At 54.4% G+C, this 20,986-nt stretch carries 15 protein-coding genes; 5 read left to right on the plus strand and 10 right to left on the minus strand.

From position 1 onward, the window contains the following. Nucleotides 1-6: 6 nt before the first annotated feature. Genes IP581_RS21935 through IP581_RS21945 form a run of 3 tightly spaced genes read right to left on the minus strand, consistent with a single transcriptional unit; the run spans nt 7 to nt 6,865 of the window. Nucleotides 7-4,518 carry an RHS repeat-associated core domain-containing protein gene (locus IP581_RS21935; RefSeq protein ID WP_193821350.1) on the minus strand — a complete coding sequence of 1,504 codons (4,512 nt, stop codon included), beginning with the start codon at nt 4,516-4,518 and terminating at the stop codon, nt 7-9. 2 nt (nt 4,519-4,520) lie between these two features. Further along, nucleotides 4,521-4,940: a DcrB-related protein gene (locus IP581_RS21940; protein ID WP_193821351.1), complete on the minus strand. Its 420-nt coding sequence runs from the start codon at nt 4,938-4,940 to the stop codon at nt 4,521-4,523. Continuing rightward, nucleotides 4,940-6,865: a type VI secretion system Vgr family protein gene (locus IP581_RS21945; RefSeq protein ID WP_020455631.1), complete on the minus strand. Its 1,926-nt coding sequence runs from the start codon at nt 6,863-6,865 to the stop codon at nt 4,940-4,942. Before IP581_RS21945 ends, IP581_RS21940 begins: the two co-directional genes overlap by 1 nt. 531 nt (nt 6,866-7,396) lie before the next feature. Between IP581_RS21945 and IP581_RS21950 the strand changes: the two genes are divergently transcribed. Continuing rightward, the gene (locus tag IP581_RS21950) at nt 7,397-8,101 is read left to right on the plus strand and encodes a GNAT family N-acetyltransferase (protein ID WP_086872841.1); all 705 of its coding nucleotides are present in this window, start codon (nt 7,397-7,399) and stop codon (nt 8,099-8,101) included. 129 nt (nt 8,102-8,230) lie between these two features. On the opposite strand, the gene IP581_RS21955 is transcribed toward IP581_RS21950, so the two are convergent. Continuing rightward, nucleotides 8,231-9,652, minus strand: coding sequence for a hypothetical protein (locus IP581_RS21955; protein WP_193821352.1), 1,422 nt, complete (start codon nt 9,650-9,652; stop codon nt 8,231-8,233). Nucleotides 9,653-10,326: 674 nt separating this feature from the next. Here IP581_RS21955 and IP581_RS21960 point away from each other — a divergent pair. After that, the gene (locus IP581_RS21960) at nt 10,327-11,163 is read left to right on the plus strand and encodes a DUF1796 family putative cysteine peptidase (protein WP_193821353.1); all 837 of its coding nucleotides are present in this window, start codon (nt 10,327-10,329) and stop codon (nt 11,161-11,163) included. 73 nt (nt 11,164-11,236) lie between these two features. Here IP581_RS21960 and IP581_RS21965 read toward each other — a convergent pair whose 3' ends face one another. Further along, the gene (locus tag IP581_RS21965) at nt 11,237-12,439 is read right to left on the minus strand and encodes a BaiN/RdsA family NAD(P)/FAD-dependent oxidoreductase (protein ID WP_193821354.1); all 1,203 of its coding nucleotides are present in this window, start codon (nt 12,437-12,439) and stop codon (nt 11,237-11,239) included. Between the two features lie 229 nt (nt 12,440-12,668). Here IP581_RS21965 and pitA point away from each other — a divergent pair, with 229 nt between their 5' ends. Then, complete coding sequence (gene pitA / locus IP581_RS21970) at nt 12,669-14,165, plus strand: inorganic phosphate transporter PitA (RefSeq protein WP_020455636.1); 1,497 nt, start codon at nt 12,669-12,671, stop codon at nt 14,163-14,165. A 60-nt stretch (nt 14,166-14,225) separates the two neighbouring features. On the opposite strand, the gene uspB is transcribed toward pitA, so the two are convergent. Then, entirely contained in the window at nt 14,226-14,564 is a 339-nt protein-coding gene (uspB, locus tag IP581_RS21975) for a universal stress protein UspB (RefSeq protein ID WP_017458289.1), read from the minus strand. A 453-nt stretch (nt 14,565-15,017) separates the two neighbouring features. Here uspB and uspA point away from each other — a divergent pair, with 453 nt between their 5' ends. After that, entirely contained in the window at nt 15,018-15,455 is a 438-nt protein-coding gene (gene uspA / locus IP581_RS21980; RefSeq protein WP_097399880.1) for a universal stress protein UspA, read from the plus strand. A gap of 21 nt (nt 15,456-15,476) precedes the next feature. Here uspA and IP581_RS24015 read toward each other — a convergent pair whose 3' ends face one another. The 4 genes from IP581_RS24015 to IP581_RS21995 form a co-directional block, all read right to left on the minus strand. Beyond that, a complete protein-coding gene (locus IP581_RS24015) occupies nt 15,477-15,602 on the minus strand; it encodes a hypothetical protein (protein WP_265579991.1) in 126 nt (41 codons plus the stop codon). A 57-nt stretch (nt 15,603-15,659) separates the two neighbouring features. Beyond that, nucleotides 15,660-16,412 carry a 16S rRNA (guanine(1516)-N(2))-methyltransferase RsmJ gene (gene rsmJ, locus IP581_RS21985; protein WP_193821355.1) on the minus strand — a complete coding sequence of 251 codons (753 nt, stop codon included), beginning with the start codon at nt 16,410-16,412 and terminating at the stop codon, nt 15,660-15,662. A gap of 4 nt (nt 16,413-16,416) precedes the next feature. Next, a complete protein-coding gene (gene prlC / locus IP581_RS21990) occupies nt 16,417-18,459 on the minus strand; it encodes an oligopeptidase A (protein WP_086872595.1) in 2,043 nt (680 codons plus the stop codon). 184 nt (nt 18,460-18,643) lie between these two features. After that, on the minus strand, nt 18,644-19,912 hold the full coding sequence (locus tag IP581_RS21995) for an acid phosphatase (RefSeq protein WP_193821356.1): 1,269 nt from the start codon (nt 19,910-19,912) through the stop codon (nt 18,644-18,646). A gap of 194 nt (nt 19,913-20,106) precedes the next feature. Between IP581_RS21995 and IP581_RS22000 the strand changes: the two genes are divergently transcribed. Further along, nucleotides 20,107-20,949: a 23S rRNA (adenine(2030)-N(6))-methyltransferase RlmJ gene (locus IP581_RS22000; protein WP_086872624.1), complete on the plus strand. Its 843-nt coding sequence runs from the start codon at nt 20,107-20,109 to the stop codon at nt 20,947-20,949. Nucleotides 20,950-20,986 lie beyond the last annotated feature (37 nt).

Raw genomic sequence — 20,986 nt, forward strand, 5'->3', positions numbered from 1 at the left:
TATCTCCTAATAATTAAATTCACCATTTAATATTAACTGCCGAATATTTTCTAAGCCATCAACAAACTCATCAGCATTTTTAGAATTTATCAATCTATCATAAACATTTTGTTTATATATATTAGTATGTATTTTACTATGTGCAGGGCTAATTGCATTTGCAAGGAGTTTATCTTGTGAGCTGGTAGGTAAAAAGACTCCATTATAAGAATGGTTAAAGTGCAAATCGAAATCATCCATTTTTGCACGAAGCGCAACCATTCGAGGATCGCTGGAGTTCGACATAACTATATGGTGGGCGGAATTTTTATATCCGGGAGTGATCATTCCATCCTCAGTCATATTTTTCCTTAAAATAGCCGCATCATTAGAACAGCTCATTAACCCCAACGGATCCACCCAAGTAAGCGGATCCACCACATACGTATACGTATTCAACCCACCCAGTAACCCTATCGGGTCCATCTGGGTGTAGCGCCCGCCGCAGGGGTCATAGTAACGGAAGGTGTTGTAGTGGAGTCCGGTTTCGCGGTCGAGGTACTGGCCCTGGAAGCGCAGGTTCTGCGGCACATCCCAATCCGCTGTGCTGTTTTCCCGCTCGCTGCGTCCCCAGGTGGTGGAAACGCCCTGCCAGACAACTTCGCCGCTGCTGTCGGTCACTTTTTCCGGCAGACCGTTCAGTTCCGTGTGATACCAGTACACCTCCGCGTGCCCGCCGCGACTGTCGACGCGGGCCAGTGGTTCGTAGCTGTTTTCCGTGTAGATATACTGCACGGCCGCGTCCGGGTTGCTGTCGCTGCACTCGCCGACCATCTGCAGTCCCGACCACGAGTATTGCGTGCGTTCCGCTTTACGGGTATGGCGTCGCCATACCTGTTTTTCCGTGCGGCGACCAAGCGCGTCATAGCGGTACTCGGCTCGGGTGAACTCTGTGTCGCCCTCAATTATCACCTGGCTGATGCGGTGTTCATCGTCATAACTGAAGCGCTGCACCGTGCCGCGATAGCTGTCGTGGCGTTCAGTCATCCGCCCGAAACCGTCATACTCCCAGCGCACACCCTCCAGGCGTTTCAGCAGGTTGTCCCACACCGGCGGTAAATCCGGCGTGGTGCGGTTGTCGGCCGCGTCATACCAGAAGCGTTCTTCACCGGTTGGCTGGATGCTTTGCGTCATGCGCCCTGCCGCGTCGTAGCCCCACAGCGACTGCCGGTATTTCTCCGCAGGCGTTGGCGGCGCGCCGTCGGTGTACATCTGGCGGATAATCTGGTCGGCGCGATCCCATTGGTAGCGGCGTTCGAAGACCAGCCGATCGCGCACATTGTCCATGCAGCGGCGCTGCGTGATGCGTCCGGCGATGTCGTACTGCGTCTCCAGCTCCAGCGCGCCCAGCGTGCGATGGGTTTCGCGGTGCAGTTTGTCGCGCTGGTAACCGGTAATGGGCAGCGTTTTGCCACCAAAGACGAGCTGCATCTCCAGCAGATGCCCGGTGCCGTAGCGCAGGTACTGCATCTGCCGCCCGTCCGGGAATGTGGTGGCGCTGAGGTTACTTAATGCGTCGTACTGATGTTCAAATTTGCCGGCATGGTTCTCTTCGCTGACCAGATCGCCAAGCTTATTGCGCTGGAAAACAATCACTTCGGCATTTTCCGGCTCGCGCATATCAATCGCCGCCTGACGCCACTCGCTGTAGACATAGCGGCACACTTCCGTTGCCAGTTCACTATAGCGGTACTCGGTGCGGTGCTGCTCGGTTTCCCGCGCGATCATGCGGCCAAGCGCGTCATATTCGTAGTTCATCACCTGCGGTGGCAGGTTGCTGCCGCTAACCGGGTGACGCACCAGCGTGGCGACCTGTTGCAGAGCGTTGTACTGGTAATCGGTTTGCCGTCCGGCGTAATCATACTGACGGGTCAGTAAACCGGTGGCGGTGTAATCAAAGCGCCATTGCTGGTTGTTGGCATTGGTCAGCGTCACCAGGCGACCCGCACGGTTAAAGCGGAAACGGGTCACATGACCGGCGGGATCGATGGCTTCTGTCACTTGCCCGCGCGCATTAAGCGTCACTTTCCGCTCGCTGACGCCATCTACGCTCTGCCCGCATAACAGCCCGGCTTTGTTGTACCTGAAAAGGGTTTCGCGGCCATCGGCGCGGATGAACGTTTTGAGGCGGCCTGCCGGGCTCCAGATATAGCGTTCGGTGTTGCCAAGCGGGTCGGTCGTCAGCACAAGCCGACCGGCATCGTCATACTGGCGGCGGCTCAGGTTACCGGAGCAATCCTCTTCGCGGATCAGTTGCCCCAGCGCGTCCCACCAGAAGCGGTGGCTGTTTTCCAGCGCGTCGATACGGCGGAGTAAATCGCCCTGGTCGTTCCACTCAAAGCGGGTTACGTCCCCTTCAGGATCGGTCAACGACACCACATCGCCCGCCAGGTTGTATTCGTAGCGCCAGCTTGCGCCGTCCGGTAACACCTCGGTCAGCGGGAAATCATAGAGCGGATGCCAGGTTTTCAGCGTCGCGCGATCGAGTGGATCGCGCTCCAGCGTCATGTTGCCGCGATCGTCCCACGCATATTCCCAGCGCCCGCCGTCCGGCTGAATCACGGCCAGCGGCTGCTCGGATTTGCCCGACCAGCTAAATTGCCAGTTGCCGCCGTGCACATCGGTGTAGTCCGTGATGCGGTACAGCGCATCCCAGTGGTGCTCACTGACCACGCCTTCATCATTGCTGACGCGAGCGTAGCGTTGGGTTTCATCGGCGTCGATACGCCAGTTTTCCAGCACCGCGCCTTGCTCGTCATGCACCTGATAGGCGCTCACGCGCCAGTGGCTGGAGTCGGCGGCGGGACGCCACTGGTAATGCACGGTTAAACCGGTCGCAAAACCGTGCCAGGCCAGCATATCGCTGGCACGATCCCAGCCGAACTGACGGGTGACGATATCATCGGCGTCGGTAACGGCAATCAGTTGTCCCTGTTCGTTATAGCGATAGGACACCAGCAGATGGCGCGCGCCACCGCAAACCTGGTAAACCGCACGCAGCCGCCCGAACGCGGCTTCGTACTCCAGTTCCACATCCAGCGCTTCGTTATCGCTGGAGATACGCGCCAGTTGACCTTGTTCGTTCCAGCTAAAATAGTGAGCGTTTTCATGGCGATCATACAGACGGTGCATGCGCCACTCGCCGGGTCGCGTTGGGTCCGGCTCATAAATCTGCTGCTCGCCGTCGCCGGTTTGAATCACCATCGCCCCGTTCGGGCTGCAAAACAGCTTCAGGCCATCTTCAGGGTAGGAGATCATATCGCCGCTGAGCACTTCGCCCAGCCCCAGCTCGCGCCCGCTCATGTCGCGGAAGATCAGCTGGTTATCGGCCAGACGCAGCAATCGCGTTTCAAACGGCAGCATCCAGCCGGTGCCGAGCATGCCGGTGGCGCGGTTGCGGCTGTGATAGATGCGCTGCCAGTAAAGCGGCATACGGTCTGGCAGCACAAAATCGAGATCCTCTTCTTTGGCGAGGACTTTTGCGCCGGTAGGAATGTTCACCGGGAAAGCGGTATTCACTGCGCTGATGGCTGCGGCGGAAACGACCTGTGAAACGGCCATGCCGCCGAGCGGGCAGATGATCTCTTTGAGCAGACCGCGAATAAGCTGGCGCTCACAGGCCATTTTGATCAGGCGCGACAGCGCGCCGATTCCCAGGCTCCCCAGCAGGTTGCCAATCAGGTAGGCGAGCTGATTTTTGCCGCTGCGGATATCGCGCACGGTAATAGTTTCGCCGCCGATGCGCACGCGCGGATCTTTTTTGACTTTGATTTCGGCTTCGCAGGTACTTTTCTCGCCGTTGCGCGCGGCTGGCTGGTTGTTGATTAAAACGGTTCTGGAGCCCTGGGCGACAAAGTTACTACTGGTGACCATGTGCCCTTTTTTACAGTCGACATTATCTTTCGGCATCGGCGTGGCATGCGGATCGGCGCTCTCCACCATCGGCTGCGTCAAATCATCCCACAGGTTGGAGCCCCACTTTTTCATGTCGTCGAGCGTGAGATGGCTGGCGCGTTCGGCAACCGCCAGCAGCGCCGCACTCGGATTCAGGGCGGTTTTCATCACCGCTGCTGCACCAGCAAGGGCTAACATGCCGATGGCTGCCCAGTCGATGCTCTCATCGGCAGGCGCAGCGGCAAGGTTTTCTAAATAGTTCCTGTCCACCGTCGCGGCGGCGCGCGCGGCGTTTTTTTTCATGATAAAGACATCGTCCGAGCCGGATACAATATGCGCATCCGGCGGTCCGGGGTCGATGAGCGAGTCCACCATTTTCCCGGCCGCATCGCCAATTTTACCCAGCGTGCCACTGACCATCAGTGCGCCAATCGCCACCGCGCCCACCACGGCGCCAATGCCCGTTCCGGCGACGAACATAATCCCCAGGACAATCGCCCCTTCTACCAGCCCACTGACCAGATCCGCCAGCGCAGAGCTATGAACCAGCGGGTCTTCAATGCGGGCCGCGATGTAATCCGTCATCCTTACGCCCTCAGATGTAAACCGGTGCGGATGGATGTCCAGAACGCGTCGGCGTCCGTATCAAACGGCATGGTACGGCTGAGCGTCAGCACCAGCAGGTGATCGTCAATGCGGGTCACGGCGAGTTTTTCATAGATCACCGCGCCCTGGTTTTCAAAACGCAGCGAGACCTCACGGGCAGGTTGACCGGCAACCGTGCTGTCCTGCGTTTCACCCGTCACCACTTTGCGCATGCTGCGTTTCACTTTCGCCAGTTGCTGGTTAAGGAAACTCTCTTCATCGCCGGGTTTGATATCCCACGCGCGGGTGATCACCAGCGTGGCGTTGTTCTCTTTGAATTTCAGCACGTTAATGCTGCGATCCTGGTAAGCATCCGGCAGCGTGAGTTCGCCTTCGGAAAGTACAAATTGCGCCGTCGCCATTATTTATCCGTCCCTTGATTAAATGCCGCTTTAACCGCCGCCTGGATCTGCGCAATGGTGGGTTGCGCATCTTCACCTTTTGTCGGTTTTGTCAGGTTTAAATCCAGCAGGCCCGCAGTGTTGATAGCGCCCGAACCGATAGCATCGATCTGAAAGTCCACGCATTTCAGCGTGACGGTGCCGTTCGCGCCCAGTGTCAGCACCGATTGCCCCGCCACCAGTTGAATACTGTTATCAGAAGCCTGTACCAGCGGGCCTTGCACCATTTGTGTAAAGCCGCCGCCGACCAGTTGTTCGTGTGAGAGCTGTGTTGCCTGGGTGTGTTTGCCTGCAACCGAACCGGTGTAATCGCGGGTGACGCTCACACTCTGTGAACCGCCGACGGTATGTGTCTCGTCGTTTTTGACGTGCGTATCCATGTTGCGTTCCGCCTGGATCCACACCTGTTCTTCGCCCGCTTTGTCTTCAAAGCGCAGGGCGTTGGCGTTATCCACCGAGCCGTCTTTTGAGCGGCTGAGGAAGCCCATCTGCGTGGCGGCAGCGGGCAGCGCCCACGGCGGCATACTGGCTTCGTTATAGACACGTCCGGTGATAATCGGCCGGTCCGGGTCGCCGTTGATAAAGTCGATCACCACTTCGTCGCCCACGCGCGGAATTTGCACACCGCCGAAGCCCTGCCCGGCCCATGCGCTGGAGACGCGCACCCAGCAGGAGCTGGTGTCATCGCCTTTTGCCAGCCGGTCCCAGTGGAATTTCACCTTTACGCGGCCATATTTATCCGTCCAGATGCTTTCCCCCTGCGGGCCAACGACGCGCGCAGTTTGCGGGCCGTACGTGCGCGGCCACGCGGTTTGCTGCGCCGGGCGGAACACCACCGATGAGGGGATAACGCTGAAATCAATGCGGTGAATGGTTTCGCTGTCGGCGCCGCTGGCATAGCGATTCTCTTCAAAAAAGTAGTTCGCCGCTGTCACCAGATATTCGCCGTTGTCGTTAAAGAACGCCGCATTGGTCAACTGGAACGTACTGCCCGGCACAATGCCAATTGCCGTCGCCGTGCCTTCAATTTGCTGATGCTCCACCTGCCAGCGTTCCTGGCGGATGCGGGCGTAAAACTCGCCGTGACCGTGTTCAACAAAACGCCCCGGCCAGTCGTAAACATCGATGGTGCCCGGCGTGGGTGAACTCGGGTTTTGCCGCGCCTGGAACAGCCACGCGTTGGGTTTACGGAAATCGTAGTCATCAAGGCTGTAAAGCCCCGGCGTGACGCTATCTTCCAGCGCCCACTGGCTAATGCCCTCTTCGTCGGTACTGCCGCCGGAAGGGGTCTGGTGATAAGGAATGGTTTCGTAACCGCTAAACGGATCATGCTGCGTCGCCGCATCCGTCAGCACCAGCGTGTGTTTGTCCGCTTCGTGGCGGAAGTGGTAAGCAATGCCTTCCAGCTCCATCAGACGACTGATGAAATCAAAGCTGCTCTCCTGGTACTGCACGCAGTAGTCCCAGGTGCGGTAGCTGCCGGTCAGTTTGTCTTCAATGTTGACCTGGTATTCGCCGAGCAGGGTTTTCACGATTTGCGGGACGGTCTGCCCCTGGAAGATGCGCAGATTGCGGTCGCGCTTCATCGGCCAGAGATCGGGTTCCACGGTGAGTTGATACACCGCGTAACGGGTGCCGGAAAGCTCAACGGCGCTCACCGCCACGCGGGTGATTTTGCCGTTAAGGTAGCGCGGCGCGCCGGTCAACGTTTGTGTCGGAATAGCGACAGTCACCGATTTACCCAGCAGCGTGCTGCGGTCCATTCGCGCGTCGGTGCCCAGCAACTGCAGGTTAAAGGTGAAGGCTTCGGACAGCGCTTCCCGTCCGGAGATTTTCCAGAAAAGCAGTCCATCGACGGGTAACTGAACAGTAATTCGATTGCTCATAAATCGGATCCTGACGTAGGGACATGCACGATTCCGGGTGCTGTCCAGAAGTTTAACGTTACGGGTTTGGAAAAAAGCTACCGCACGATTGCTGTAAACAAAAAGATCAATATTGTCTGGTTTTTCGCGACAAGAAATGCCAGGAATTATCCTAATCCGCGATTAACCTACTAAAAAAAGAGTCATTTTTTCAAAAGCAGACGCTGAATAATCGCGAAAAAATGACGCTTAGGCCAAATCTTATGCCGTTAAATTGCTATGGTGCTGTTGCGACCGTGTTATTCAAAAGCGCTAAGTTAAATTACGCAATACCTGTTTCGCGATTATTCTCCCACTTTCACGCGAAAGCGCAGACACGCCTGATGAAAAGCAGTATAAGTTTTTAAAACACCCGCCGTTATATTATTTGCGTGATTATATAAAGTCTCATAATTATATGCCGATAAAATATAGCTCTTTACGTCATTGCCATTTAACACCCATTTAATAAGAGTTAAGCAGGATTAAATTCGTAATAATCAGGAGGGGATAATGGAATTTTTTAATCAGTATGGACAGCGCATTGGTCAGGAAATCCAGGACTGGACAAAACGCCCGCTGCCAGAAAAAATTTCGCTTAAAGGCCGTTACTGCGACGTTGTACCGCTTGTCGTGGATCACGCGGAAGATCTCTTTCCGGAATGGCAAAGTATTGATGATGACCGGGACTGGACTTATCTTGAAGATCCCCGGCCGAAAGATATGACCGCATGTTATGCCTATCTCAGAAATCTCGCTTCACGCCCTGACAGAATCTATTTCGCGGTACAAGATAAAGCTGATAAGCAAATAAAAGGCATTTTCTATACCGGGAAATTCGATCAGGAAAATGGTTCTTTCGATATTGGCGACGTTAACTGGACGCCGTTAATGAAAAGAACCCGCATGAGTACCGAAAGTCTTTATCTTGTTTTGTCTTATTTTTTCGACCAGTTGAAGTACCGCAGATGTGAATGGCGCACCGGCAGTTATAACGCGGACGCCATCCATTCGGCGGAACGCATTGGTTTTGTGAAAGAAGGGGTTTTGCGCGAGAAAAAAATCCGTAAAGGACGGCTGAGCGATATTACGGTGTTTTCAATTACCGTGCGCGAATGGCCGGGGCTCTCCTCAATGATGAACGGCTGGCTGAACGAGGATAACTTTGACGGTCGTGGTCGCCAGTTGCATAAACTCTCTTCCTTCCGCCGCTACTGATAGCGCCATGCGTTGATTCCTGTTTCAACGCATGGCACTTGAGGATAACGCTTCTGCGTATTCTGCATTGCCGCCAGACGGTCTGACTAACGGTTGTACCTGAGCCAGCCGGCTCAGGTTTACGTTTAATTAGCGTGTTACCGCAACATTGGTCATTTTCACCGGTACCTCTTTGCCTTTTTCCCACTCGGTTAACGGTATAAAGACATTCAAATCTGACAGCCAGGCCCGCGTCTCTTTTATCGTGCCGCTGTCGCTTTGCGTTTCACAGGAGACTTTCCAGTAACGCCCGCTGAACGCACTGCTGATCTGGCGCGCGTCATCACTGCCGGTCACTTCGCACCGGCGATTAATCACCGTGTTCTTATCGTCTTTGTTTGATTTCGACGAAACGGTATCAAACGTAAATGTCTGCCCCTGATGCAACGGAAAACGCAGGTTGGTCTGTAATTGCTTAACCACCGTTGGCGCATAACTCATGCTGGTGCCGCCTTTGAACTGCCCAAGATTACCGAGCGTCAGGCGCTGCGCTTTGAACATTTTGTAGTTTTCCAGCAACAGCATTAACCCGTTGGGTTGCACATCCAGTTGCATGGGAACCACCTCGTTGTCACCCCATTGCATGTCCCATGTCAGCTTTTTAAAGCGCGGCGTAGCCCACGGGTTCACAATTTGTACCGCCTGTTTTTCGAGATCGGCCGGAAGCGGGAACTGGGCCATCCACTGCGGTGCATTATTGGTGAAATCCGGCAGCATCGGGCCAAGGAGGGTGGATACGCTCTTTTTCTTCGTTGACGGAACGTACACCCCTTCCCCTTTAAACGCAGTCGGCGTGCTCATGGCGCAAAGCTGTTTGAACGCAGCGTCGGTGGCCGGTGTGTTGACAAATGTGTCCGCGCGGCGCTCTGCCGGTTTACCGGTCAGGCTGTCCGAGACATAACCTTCTGGCGTGATATCCAGACCGGCCATGACCTTGTCATGCTGGGTTTGGCAATCATAGGCATGTATTTCAAGTTTCAAATCGTAGGGCGCGTCATACGGCGGATCGAACGTGATCTCGCTGTATTCAAAACCAATTTTAGCGATCAGCAACTCATTAACCCGCAATACAGAGGCCGTATCCAGCAGGATTGGCGTGTCGTATTTCGACTTTTTCTCGATATAAACCCACTCCGGGTTTTTCAGCCGGGGAGACTGGCAAAGATTTTTAGCAATATCATCCAGCGCGCTTTGGGGCTTTGGCTCCGCGTAGCGGTCGTAGCTGTCGCCGTAGAAGCGGCGAATCACCTCCTCTTTATCATCCAGCATTTCCCAGTACAGCTTTACCGCTTTGTTGGTGGTGCAATCAAAACCATCCCAGCGATTAATGTGTTGCCCGTCGCTGAAAACGAGCTGGTTGAGGGCGGAAATGCGGTCATTCACGCGCATCATCAATAATGGGTTTACGGTGTTGCTGATGATTTTTTTTCCCTGTATTTCAGGGTAATCAGCAGATTGCGCACTCATCGCGGCGGCCAGTAGTGCAGGCAGAAGTAACATGCCGGTTTTCATTCTCATTCCTTGTCAGAAGTATTTTCAGTCTTTGCGCAACAAAGGGCGTACTGACGTTATCGGCAGATGGCGATAAACATTAAAGGCGTAAAAACAGTCTGCTCGATGAAAAATTGACGCGGCTTTATTTTCATTCCGCGACCTGCATCAAGTCGGGCGGGCTATTTTGGGATTTTCCTGATGAGGGGTTAAGACAAGACAAAGTGTAAAATATGTAACGGCGTGTGAGTCTTTATATCAAATTCATCTCCTGTTCATGGCGCTAATGCATTGCGCCGTGAGGAATTTCTTAATGAAGAGCTTAACTTAGGATATATCATGTATATGACCTAACTCTATTATTATGGCTGGCATAATTTTTTAGGTTCCAGAAGAAATAATTATCACCTGGCCATCAACAACGTTTCTTATTTTAAATACCCGCAAAACACACGTAATCGCGGTTGTCACTCATATGCCCGTAATTTACTGACCACTGTCAGTAAAGCGAATTTCTTTATTTCACAACACTTACGCAGAATAGCAAATCTGCACCAGTCAACACTAAATATAACAAGAAGTTATCTTCTCTCTGCGCATACATTAAAAGGCAGCGAAATAGATAAAAATCAGCAGCGATAAGGTGACTCATCGCTTTATTTGGAATGGTGTAATAACAACATGAGGTGCCCCTGATGAAAGGCGAAGCCATTAAACAACGCGTGCGAGATAACCTCAAATCGCTGAAAAGAACGATGCGTAACCTGCATAAGAAATGGAAATATCGCAATAATTTCACTTCGCAAGTACTTTGGGTTTCATTGGGTGAGAATTGCCTTCCTGATGATATTCTCCGCCGACATAACCGAAAATCCTTCAGCTCGGTTTTTTCCTCCGGGCGTTCGAATATTGAATATATTCTGCAAATGGAAAAAGACGATTATCGCCATTTACTGGAAAAAGAGCATTTACAACATTTCCCGGATGGCGAGCATGCTGTTGTGCGCTCGACGTTTTATGAAAAATGTGTGGGGCATTACAGCGAAAGGCATATGCTGGGTTTTGAATTCACCCATCATGACCCGTTAAGAATTAAAGAAGACAGCCGCGCATTTCAACGCCGCATTTCCCGCCAGCTACAATATCGGGGCAAAAAAGATTTTGTGTTTCTCTATCATCACCGAATCACCGAGCATTCCGATCTTTCTCTTTTACGGGAACATCTCAACGAATTCCTGTCGTTGTACAACACGCAAGGTTGCGACTGTAAGATCGTGCTTTTTTATCAACACATTATTGCGGCAAATAGCGCTAAACGTATCGATTTCACGCCGCATGAGAATGGTTTGCTTGAATTTGTATGCCATACCCACGAGATATGGGGCGGAGATGATTTGGATACCTTCTGGGCGAAGAAAGATGATGCGCTTTTCGCTGAGATGTTCGAAACCGTGGACAAATACAGTCTCAGCAAGCACCACACCTTTCCTGAAAGCGCCCTCGTCTCCACTGGCTCAGGTGTGCCGCTGTAACAAAAGAGACGTTAGCGTTTCACCGGCGATAAAAAAGCCCGGACAGGGCTTTTTTATTCAGCGCAACGCGGGCTCAGGCAGAGGGCTTCGCCGCTAAGGCTTGCGCGCAGGCCCAGGCGCTCGACCACGCCCACTGGAAGTTGTACCCGCCAAGCCAACCGGTGACATCCATCACTTCACCAATAAAGTACAGCCCCGGCACATTGCGGGCTTCCATGGTGCGGGAAGACAACTCATGGGTATCGACGCCGCCAAGCGTCACTTCCGCGGTGCGATAACCTTCGGTGCCATTCGGCTGCACGCGCCAGTTCGTCAGCAGCGCAAGCAGATTCTCCTGCTCGCGGCTATTGAGCTGCTTCAATGTGACATCCGGGATCTGCCCCGTCTGTTGCAGACACTCCACCAGCCGTTTTGGCAACTGCATCGCCAGCGTATTTTTCAGGCTCTGATTCGGGTGCGCATCGCGTTGCTGATTGAGGAAGCCGTCCAGATCGACATCGGGGAGTAAGTTGATGCTGACAAATTCACCGGGTTGCCAGTAGCTGGAAATTTGCAAAATGGCCGGACCGGATAATCCCCGATGGGTGAACAGCAAGTTTTCGCGAAAAACCGTACCATCCTCAGCGGTGATCACCGATGGCACCGAAACGCCGGAAAGCGTCTGCATCTGCTCCAGCAGCGGTTTATGCAGGGTAAACGGCACTAATCCGGCGCGCGTTGGCAGCACCTTTAAACCGAACTGCTCGGCGATTTTATAACCAAACGGCGAGGCACCCAGCCCTGGCATCGACAAACCGCCGGACGCAATGACCAGATTTTTCGCCTGCACGCTGTCGCCGTTGAGTTGCAAGGTATAGCCATCGTCGTTGCGCTCAACGCTAAGCACTTCCGTTCGCAGGCGCTGGATAACGTTGCCCTTTTCGCATTCGGCCACCAGCAGATCGACAATTTGCTGCGCCGAATCATCGCAAAAAAGCTGACCCAGCGTCTTTTCATGCCAGGAGATGCCGTATTTACCGACCAGCTCGATAAAGTCCCACTGGGTGTAGCGCGCCAGTGCAGATTTGCAAAAATGCGGGTTCTGGCTCAAATATGCCGCAGGTTCGACATAAAGGTTAGTAAAGTTGCAGCGTCCACCGCCGGACATCAAAATCTTGCGGCCAGGTTTTTTGCCATTATCCAGCAATAACACCCGACGACCCGCCTGCCCGGCCAGCGCCGCACAGAACATGCCCGCCGCACCGGCGCCGATAACAATGGCATCAAACTTTTCCACAACTGCACCCTCATTAATAAATCGTGGCGGATTGTAAAGAGTTCATGCTGGTCGCACCAGCGTGAATACGCGCGAAAGGTAACAGGGTATTGAAAAATATAAATTAATTTTAAAATCGCAGTTTAATTTAAGAAATAATGTCAAAAAAAATACATAATTCACTTTGCCGACGCTGCCAATGTCCCTGATAATGCGCCGCGTTCATGTCCTCAAAATGGCTTAACGACCTATGGTACATTTGTTTGCCGGCCTGGATCTTCATACCGGGCTGTTACTCTTGCTTGCTCTGGTTTTTGTTCTGTTTTATGAAGCCATTAACGGCTTCCATGACACAGCGAACGCCGTAGCAACAGTCATTTATACACGCGCTATGCGTTCTCAGCTGGCGGTCGTGATGGCAGCGGTGTTTAACTTCTTCGGCGTTTTGCTGGGTGGGTTGAGCGTCGCGTATGCGATTGTGCATATGTTGCCCACCGATCTGCTGTTGAATGTCAGCTCTGCGCATGGTCTGGCGATGGTCTTTTCCATGCTGCTGGCCGCTATTATCTGGAACCTGGGCACCTGGTATTTGGGCCTGCCGGCTTCCAGCTCCCACACCCTGATTGGCGCGATTATCGGTATTGGTTTAACCAATGCGTTGATGACCGGCACCTCGGTGGTGGACGCGTTAAACATCCCGAAAGTGCTGAATATCTTCGCTTCGCTGATCGTTTCACCGATCGTAGGCCTGGTCTTCGCTGGCGGTTTGGTGTTTATCCTGCGTCGTTACTGGAGCAACACGAAAAAACGTGCGCGTATCCATATGACCCCTGCTGAACGCGAGAAAATCGACGGCAAGAAAAAGCCGCCGTTCTGGACGCGCATCGCGCTGATCCTCTCCGCGATTGGCGTGAGTTTCTCGCATGGTGCGAATGACGGTCAGAAAGGTATCGGCTTGATCATGCTGGTGCTAATTGGCGTTGCGCCTGCGGGCTTCGTGGTCAATATGAATGCCTCTGGTTACGACATCACTCGTACGCGTGATGCCGTCAACAACGTGGAAACGTATTTCCAGCAACATCCGGCGCTGCTGCAAAAAGTGACCGGTATCGATCCGCTCATCCCAACGCCGGAAGAAGTGGCCACCCAACCGGGTGAGTTCCACTGCCATCCGGGCCGCGCCATTATGGCGCTGGATCGCGCGAAAACGATGCTGACCAACGTTGAAAGCTACGACAAACTGCCGGTGGAACAACGCAGCCAGTTGCGTCGCATTATGCTCTGCCTGTCTGATATCACCGACCAGGTGGCGAAGCAGCCGGAAGTCAGCGCTGACGATCAGCGTCTGCTGAAGAAGCTGAAAGGCGATATGCTGAGCACCATCGAGTACGCGCCAATCTGGATAATCATGGCCGTCGCGCTGGCGTTAGGTCTGGGTACGATGATCGGCTGGCGTCGCGTGGCGACAACGATCGGCGAGAAGATCGGTAAGAAAGGCATGACGTATGCGCAGGGCATGTCCGCGCAGATGACAGCCGCCGTTTCTATTGGTCTGGCGAGTTACACCGGGATGCCGGTTTCCACTACGCACGTGCTGTCTTCTTCTGTTGCCGGGACAATGATCGTCGACGGCGGTGGCCTGCAGCGTAAAACCGTGACCAATATTCTGATGGCCTGGGTCTTCACCCTGCCAGCATCGATTATTCTGTCCGGCGTGCTGTACTGGCTGGCGCTGCATCTGATTTAACGCGTTTCGCGCGCGACAAAAACGGGCCAGCTTGCTGGCCCGTTTTTTTATGGTTTCAATTCAGTGCCAAATCAGCAGTGCAATCAGGCTCACCACCACCAGACCGCAGAGCGAACTGGTTAAAATGAACAGACGGCGTACACGTTCACAGCGGCGAATAAATTCATCATCATGATGGTCGCGATAACGCTGGGCATAGATATACCACACCAGCCGCATCTGTTTGCTCGGTTGACCGTGGGAAGTGAAAAAGCCGCCACCGTCCACGTATTGATAAAGTAGAGGGTCGCACCCGCGAAGTACCACTAACAGCGCGCGCAGCGATGAGTAATAACGCGCCATGTTAACCACACATACGACACACAAAGCCCAAAACAGCGCAACAGTGCTGATTACCATATCCCCTCCCCGGCGACCGCCCACAGAGATTCGCTCCTGGACCCTCGCTCCCGGATACCCAACCAAGCCAAACAACGAAGAGTATTACCAAACGCCGAACGGGATGACAACACAGGCGGTGTCCCGCAATTGGCTTCGCTTCCATGCGCCAGGCAACTGGGGGACACCGTCTGTTTTCCGTACGGTTTATTTATAGTGTAGGAGATCAGTTTATTTTTTTGCCACAAGCGTCAGCATCATCAATGCATCTGGCTGTAAATATTGCTTAAGTGAATCGTGATCCAGGTTGATTGACGGTGCTAAAAGAGCGTTATAAGGTACAAATATCTTCTCAAAGAGATCTTTAAGGCCGGGCGCTACGCTCACGTGAAACGCAGGATGCGGGCGCAGTGCAACAGCATCAGGGGGTTTTAACCCCGATGGTCATCGACAACTTATGGAAGGAGTAACACTATGGCTTACAAACATATTCTCGTCGCAGTTGATCTCGCTCCCGAAAGCAAAGTACTGCTTGCGAAAGCAGTATCCATGGCGCGCCCCTACAACGCGAAAGTTTCCCTGATTCATGTCGATGTGAACTATTCCGATCTTTATACAGGGCTTATCGACGTTAACCTCGGCGATATGCAAAAACGTATCTCCGACGAAACACATCAGGCGCTGACAGAGCTCTCCACCAACGCGGGCTACCCGATCACTGAAACCCTGAGCGGCAGCGGCGATCTGGGGCAAGTACTGGTAGATGCGATTAAGAAATACGATATGGATCTGGTGGTGTGCGGCCACCATCAGGATTTCTGGAGCAAACTGATGTCTTCCGCGCGTCAGCTTATTAACACCGTGCACGTCGATATGCTGATTGTTCCCCTGCGGGATGAAGAAGAAGATTGATGTTTCGCTAACGGCGTAACGTTAGGCTAAATACCGCCCGGCCCGCACAATGCGGCCGGGCTTTTTATTGCTCACGGCAAAACCCATGCGCTGAGCGTAGCCATCAACAGGTTTTGGCTCCGCGTTGTCGAGGGATTTTAAACTCATCGATGGGGCCGGTTTTTGGTTCACGCTTACAGGAAGCAACCCACGCCACCCGGATGTTTACTCTCCGGAACCGGGGTAGATATCGAAGCGATGACTCTTCGTGACGACAGCCGATTGGGTCGCGATCCCCGCCAGCGGCGGCGCGTAATCCGGGCGTTTTACCACCACGCGTTTAATCGCGAGCTGACGCGCAGGCTCCAGTAAACCATCGGCATCCAGATCCGGGCCAACCAACGACTGAAACACCCGCATCTCCTTTTTCACCAGCGCGCTTTTCTGCTTATGCGGGAACATCGGGTCGAGATAAACCACCTGCGGGCGCGGCTTAATATCCGCAAGACCGGTCAGGCTTGAGGCGTGAATCAGCTGCAACCGTTCACGCAGCCACGGGCCAATCTCTGCATCGGCATAGCCGCGATTAAGACCATTTTCCAGCAACGCGGCGACAACCGGATTACGCTCCAGCATCCGCACCCGGCAGCCCACTGACGCCAGCACAAACGCATCGCGCCCCAGCCCTGCGGTCGCATCCACCACCTCCGGCAGATAACTGCCTTTGATACCGACCGCTTTTGCCACCGCTTCACCGCGCCCGCCGCCGAACTTACGCCGGTGGGCCATGCCGCCAGCGACAAAATCGACAAAAATCCCGCCGAGCTTCGGTTCGTCACGCTTGCGTAGCTCCAGATGCGTCGGCGTGAGCACCAGCGCCATCAGGTTGTCGTTGTCCTGCTCCAGCCCAAAGCGGGCCGCAAGAACAGATAAGGCGCCGTCTCCGGCGCCTGTTTCATCCAGCAAACAGATTTTCACTGCGTTAGCCTTCGATACCGTAATGCTCAAGCATCGCATCAATTTGCGGCTCGCGGCCACGGAAGCGTTTGAACAGATCCATTGGCTCTTCCGAACCGCCACGGGTCAGGATGTTATCGAGGAACGACTGCCCGGTCTCACGGTTGAAAATCCCCTCTTCTTCGAAGCGGGAGAACGCATCCGCCGCCAGCACATCGGCCCACAGGTAGCTGTAATAACCCGCCGCGTAACCACCGGCGAAAATATGGCTGAACGCATGCGGGAAGCGCCCCCACGACGGTCCTGGCACCACCGCGACCTGGCGTTTGATTTCTGCCAGCGTTTCGAGGATTTTCGCCCCTTGTTGCGGGCTGAACTCTGCATGCAGGCGGAAATCGAACAGGCCGAATTCCAGCTGGCGCAGAATAAACATTGCCGCCTGGTAGTTTTTCGCTGCCAGCATTTTATCCAGCAGCTCCTGCGGCAGCGGTTCGCCGGTTTCGTAATGACCGGAGATAAACGCCAGCGCTTCCGGCTCCCAGCACCAGTTTTCCATAAACTGGCTCGGCAGCTCGACCGCATCCCACGGCACACCGCTGATACCCGCCACGCCGGCGGTTTCAATTCGCGTCAGCATATGGTGCAGGCCATGACCAAATTCGTGGAACAAGGTGATCACTTCATCATGGGTAAACAGCGCCGGTTTGCCATTCACCGGGCGGTTAAAGTTACAGGTGAGATAAGCCACCGGTTTTTGCAGCGAACCATCGGCTCTGCGCAACTGCCCCACGCAGTCGTCCATCCAGGCGCCGCCGCGCTTGTTTTCACGAGCATAGAGATCGAGGTAGAAGCTGCCGCGCAGCTCGTTGCTCTCGTCATACAGCTCGAAGAAGCGCACATCCGGGTGCCAGACGTCGATATCTTTACGCTCTTTGGCGGTAATGCCATAAATGCGTTTCACCACTTCGAACAAGCCGTTTACCGCACGCTCTTCCGGGAAGTACGGACGCAGTTGTTCGTCGCTGATGCTGTAAAGGTGTTGTTTTTGTTTTTCGCTGTAGTAGCCGATATCCCATGGTTGCAGCTCATCCACGCCGAACTCGGCTTTGGCGAAAGCGCGCAACTGCGCCAGCTCTTTTTCACCCTGCGGACGCGCACGTTTGGCGAGATCGGTTAAAAACTCCAGCACCTGCGACGGATTTTCCGCCATTTTGGTGGCCAGCGATTTGAACGCGTAGCTTTCAAAGCCCAGCAGTTGCGCCAGCTCGTGGCGCAGCGCGAGGATCTCCGCCATCACCGGGCTGTTGTCCCATTTCCCGGCGTTCGGACCCTGATCGGAAGCACGGGTGCTGTAAGCACGATACATCTCTTCACGCAGCGCCTGATTATCGCAGTAGGTCATCACCGGCAGATAACTCGGGATATCCAGCGTCAACAACCAGCCTTGCTGCTCTTTGGCTTCCGCTTGTGCTTTCGCCGCCGCCAGCGCGCTTTCCGGCATACCGGCCAGCTCCGCTTCATCGGTGATGAGCTTGCTCCAGCCCATGGTGGCATCCAGCACGTTGTTGCTGTAGATGTTGCCGAGCTCAGAGAGACGCGCGGCGATTTCGCCGTAACGTTGCTGTTTCTCTTTCGGCAAGCCGATGCCCGATAATTTGAAATCACGCAGTGCGTTATCCACTGATTTCTTCTCAGCGACGCTCAGCGAAGCGTAGTGTTCGCCGTCGCGCAGATCGCGATAAGCGTTGTATAACCCTTCGTTCTGTCCAACCCAGGTGCTGTATTCCGAGAGCAGCGGCAGCGTTTGTTCGTAAGCCTCGCGAAGCTCCGGACTATTTTTCACCGAGTTCAGGTGGCTGACCGGCGAGAACAGGCGGCCAAGACGGTCATCCACTTCCGCCAGCGGCTGGCAAAGATTCGCCCAGGTATACGGGCCGCCCTGCGCGACAACGCTTTCCACCGCGTTCCGGCAATCTTCCAGCGCTTTGGTCACGGCGGGAACGACATGTTCAGGAAGGATTTGAGAAAACGGCGGCAGCACGAAAGGCGTCAATAAAGGGTTGGTCATAGGCGCAGTCCTTGGAATGAGGTGAATAAGGCGCTTAGGCGCCTGGCAATGTTTTCTAGCATGGGGTTAAGTGTAGGAGATTTCAATCCCGGACGTTGCGCTTAGCGGGGTATCGCTGCAATAAGCAGCAGCGAAGAAAAAACCCGGCGACATTGCGCCAGCCGGGCGTGATCATAAGGGTACCTCAGCGCGTTTTGTGCGCCATTTCGAAGGCGGCCGACAAGTTCAAACGCTGCCAGAAATTTTGCTCATCTGTCGTGCCGGAAAGCGGGTAACCCGCCGGTAAGGCCGTTTTCACCATCAATGCTCGGCGCTGGCTCGCAGAGAGATTCGGCAGCGCCGCTTCCAGCAGCACTTCTGCACCTTGCGGTACAGTCACCGCTTTCGCGGCCCCTTTCTGGTGTGGCAAATCGTAGGTCATTGTAAAGCGGTAGAAATCGCGCATTGCCGGGTCACGATAAGGGTCGTCTTTGTCGGCGGTCTGCGCACATTGCGCCAGTGTCGTACCGCACTCTTTTTCCAGTGCAGTACGCAGCTGATCGCGGGCTTCGTTAAACATCGCACGGTAAGCCGCATCGTTCAGGTAATGCGCCACATTGCGCTGCGCCACCATGCGCGACCCCATTACATCCAGCGGGTAATGCACGCCTAACACCACGCGCGAGTAGCCGTAGCGCGCACCACGCGTTATCAGCGCGTCAAAACGTTCGGGGAGCATTTCCGCCATCAGCAGCGAATCGGTATAGCCCGTATTGGTGTGACCACTCGGGAAAGAACCTCCGTCTGCGGTGTAGGCTTTATTGTCTTTTACAACCACATCGTCCGCCACCAGGTGAATGGTGTTGCCAGCAATCAGGAACGGACGTTTGTAATCAAAGTGCTTTTTCGCCGCGCCGGTGCTGATCTCCGTAGCTTTGATCAACGCCGCAGCTTTACCCAACTCGCCTTTGTCATAGGCGGTGAGAAACGCCTTACCCAGTTTTGGTCCCAGCGCATCGGCAATAAAGTAGAGATAGTTGATGCCTTCGGCATCAGCCAGTGCCTGGTGGCGCAAACCTTTTGTCGCGTTGAGGTTAATTTCCTCGGCAGTTTGCAGGTTGGCGTCGAGTATCGTTTTTGGGAGCGAACTAAATGCGGAAAGCAGTGCAATCCCGGCTTGCTGACTGGCTTTGACCTGGAAGTCATAATTCCGGGCTTTTAGCCACGCGTTGTCCGCTTGTTGATGCTGGGCTGAGTGCTCAAGTTGATCGCGCGTCAACGAGGAGGCACTTCCCTGCAACGCCTGGCGCAACCCCGCCAGCGACTGCGCTTCCAGCGCGACATACGCCTGGCTTTCTGACGCAGGCGTCGTGGTATTCGCGATATCGCGCGCCTGCATGATGGAAATATCTTTCGCGCTCGCCTGGTGAGCCAGCAGCAGCGCGGCGGTTAAAAGCGTAAGACGGATTTTCATTTTTTATCCTTTTATTCAAACAATTACCTTGCCTGAAAGCGACGCTAGCCCCGCAGTTTGACATTTTCATGACACCGTTATGTTTTGAAACCTTTTACGCCCCACTGAAACAAGCGGGCCCGGGCTACGGTAATCCGCGCCAATCTGCGGTAAACTGTGCGAAATCTCGTTTATTTTCCGGAATCTCAGTACCCATGCTCAGTTATCGCCACAGCTTCCACGCAGGCAACCATGCCGACGTCCTTAAACACACCGTTCAGAGCCTGATCATCGAAGCGCTGAAAGAAAAAGAGAAACCGTTTCTCTATCTCGACACCCACGCAGGTGCCGGGCGCTATCAGCTTTCCGGTGAACATGCAGAACGCACCGGTGAATATCTGGAAGGCATTGCGCGTATCTGGCAGCAGGATGATCTACCGGCTGAGCTGGAGCCTTACATGAACGTGGTTCGCCATTTCAACCGTAGCGGGCAGTTACGTTATTACCCCGGTTCACCGCTGATTGCCCGTGAACTGCTGCGCGAGCAGGACAGCCTGCAACTGACTGAACTGCATCCGAGCGACTACCCGCTGCTGCGCCAGGAGTTCCAGAAAGATAGCCGTACCCGCGTCGAGCGCGCTGACGGCTATCAGCAGTTAAAAGCCAAGCTGCCGCCGGTTTCGCGCCGTGGTTTGATCCTCATCGATCCGCCCTACGAAATTAAAACCGACTACCAGGCGGTAGTGAGCGGCATCAGCGATGGGCACAAACGCTTTGCTACCGGCGTTTACGCGCTGTGGTATCCGGTGGTACTGCGCCAGCAAATCAAACGCATGCTGCGCGATCTGGAAGCCACCGGCATTCGCAACATTCTGCAAATTGAGCTTGGCGTGCGCCCGGACAGCGACCAACGCGGCATGACGGCTTCCGGCATGATTGTGATTAACCCGCCGTGGAAACTCGAAGCGCAGATGAACAATGTGCTGCCATGGCTGCACAGCAAACTGGTGCCAGCCGGTACCGGGCATACGCTGATTCACCAGGTGGTGCCGGAGTAATCGCAGCCATTGGTGGAACCTTTTCGGCTGCGCGCTA

This window comes from Kosakonia pseudosacchari (genome assembly GCF_015167415.1).
GTDB lineage: Bacteria > Pseudomonadota > Gammaproteobacteria > Enterobacterales > Enterobacteriaceae > Kosakonia > Kosakonia pseudosacchari.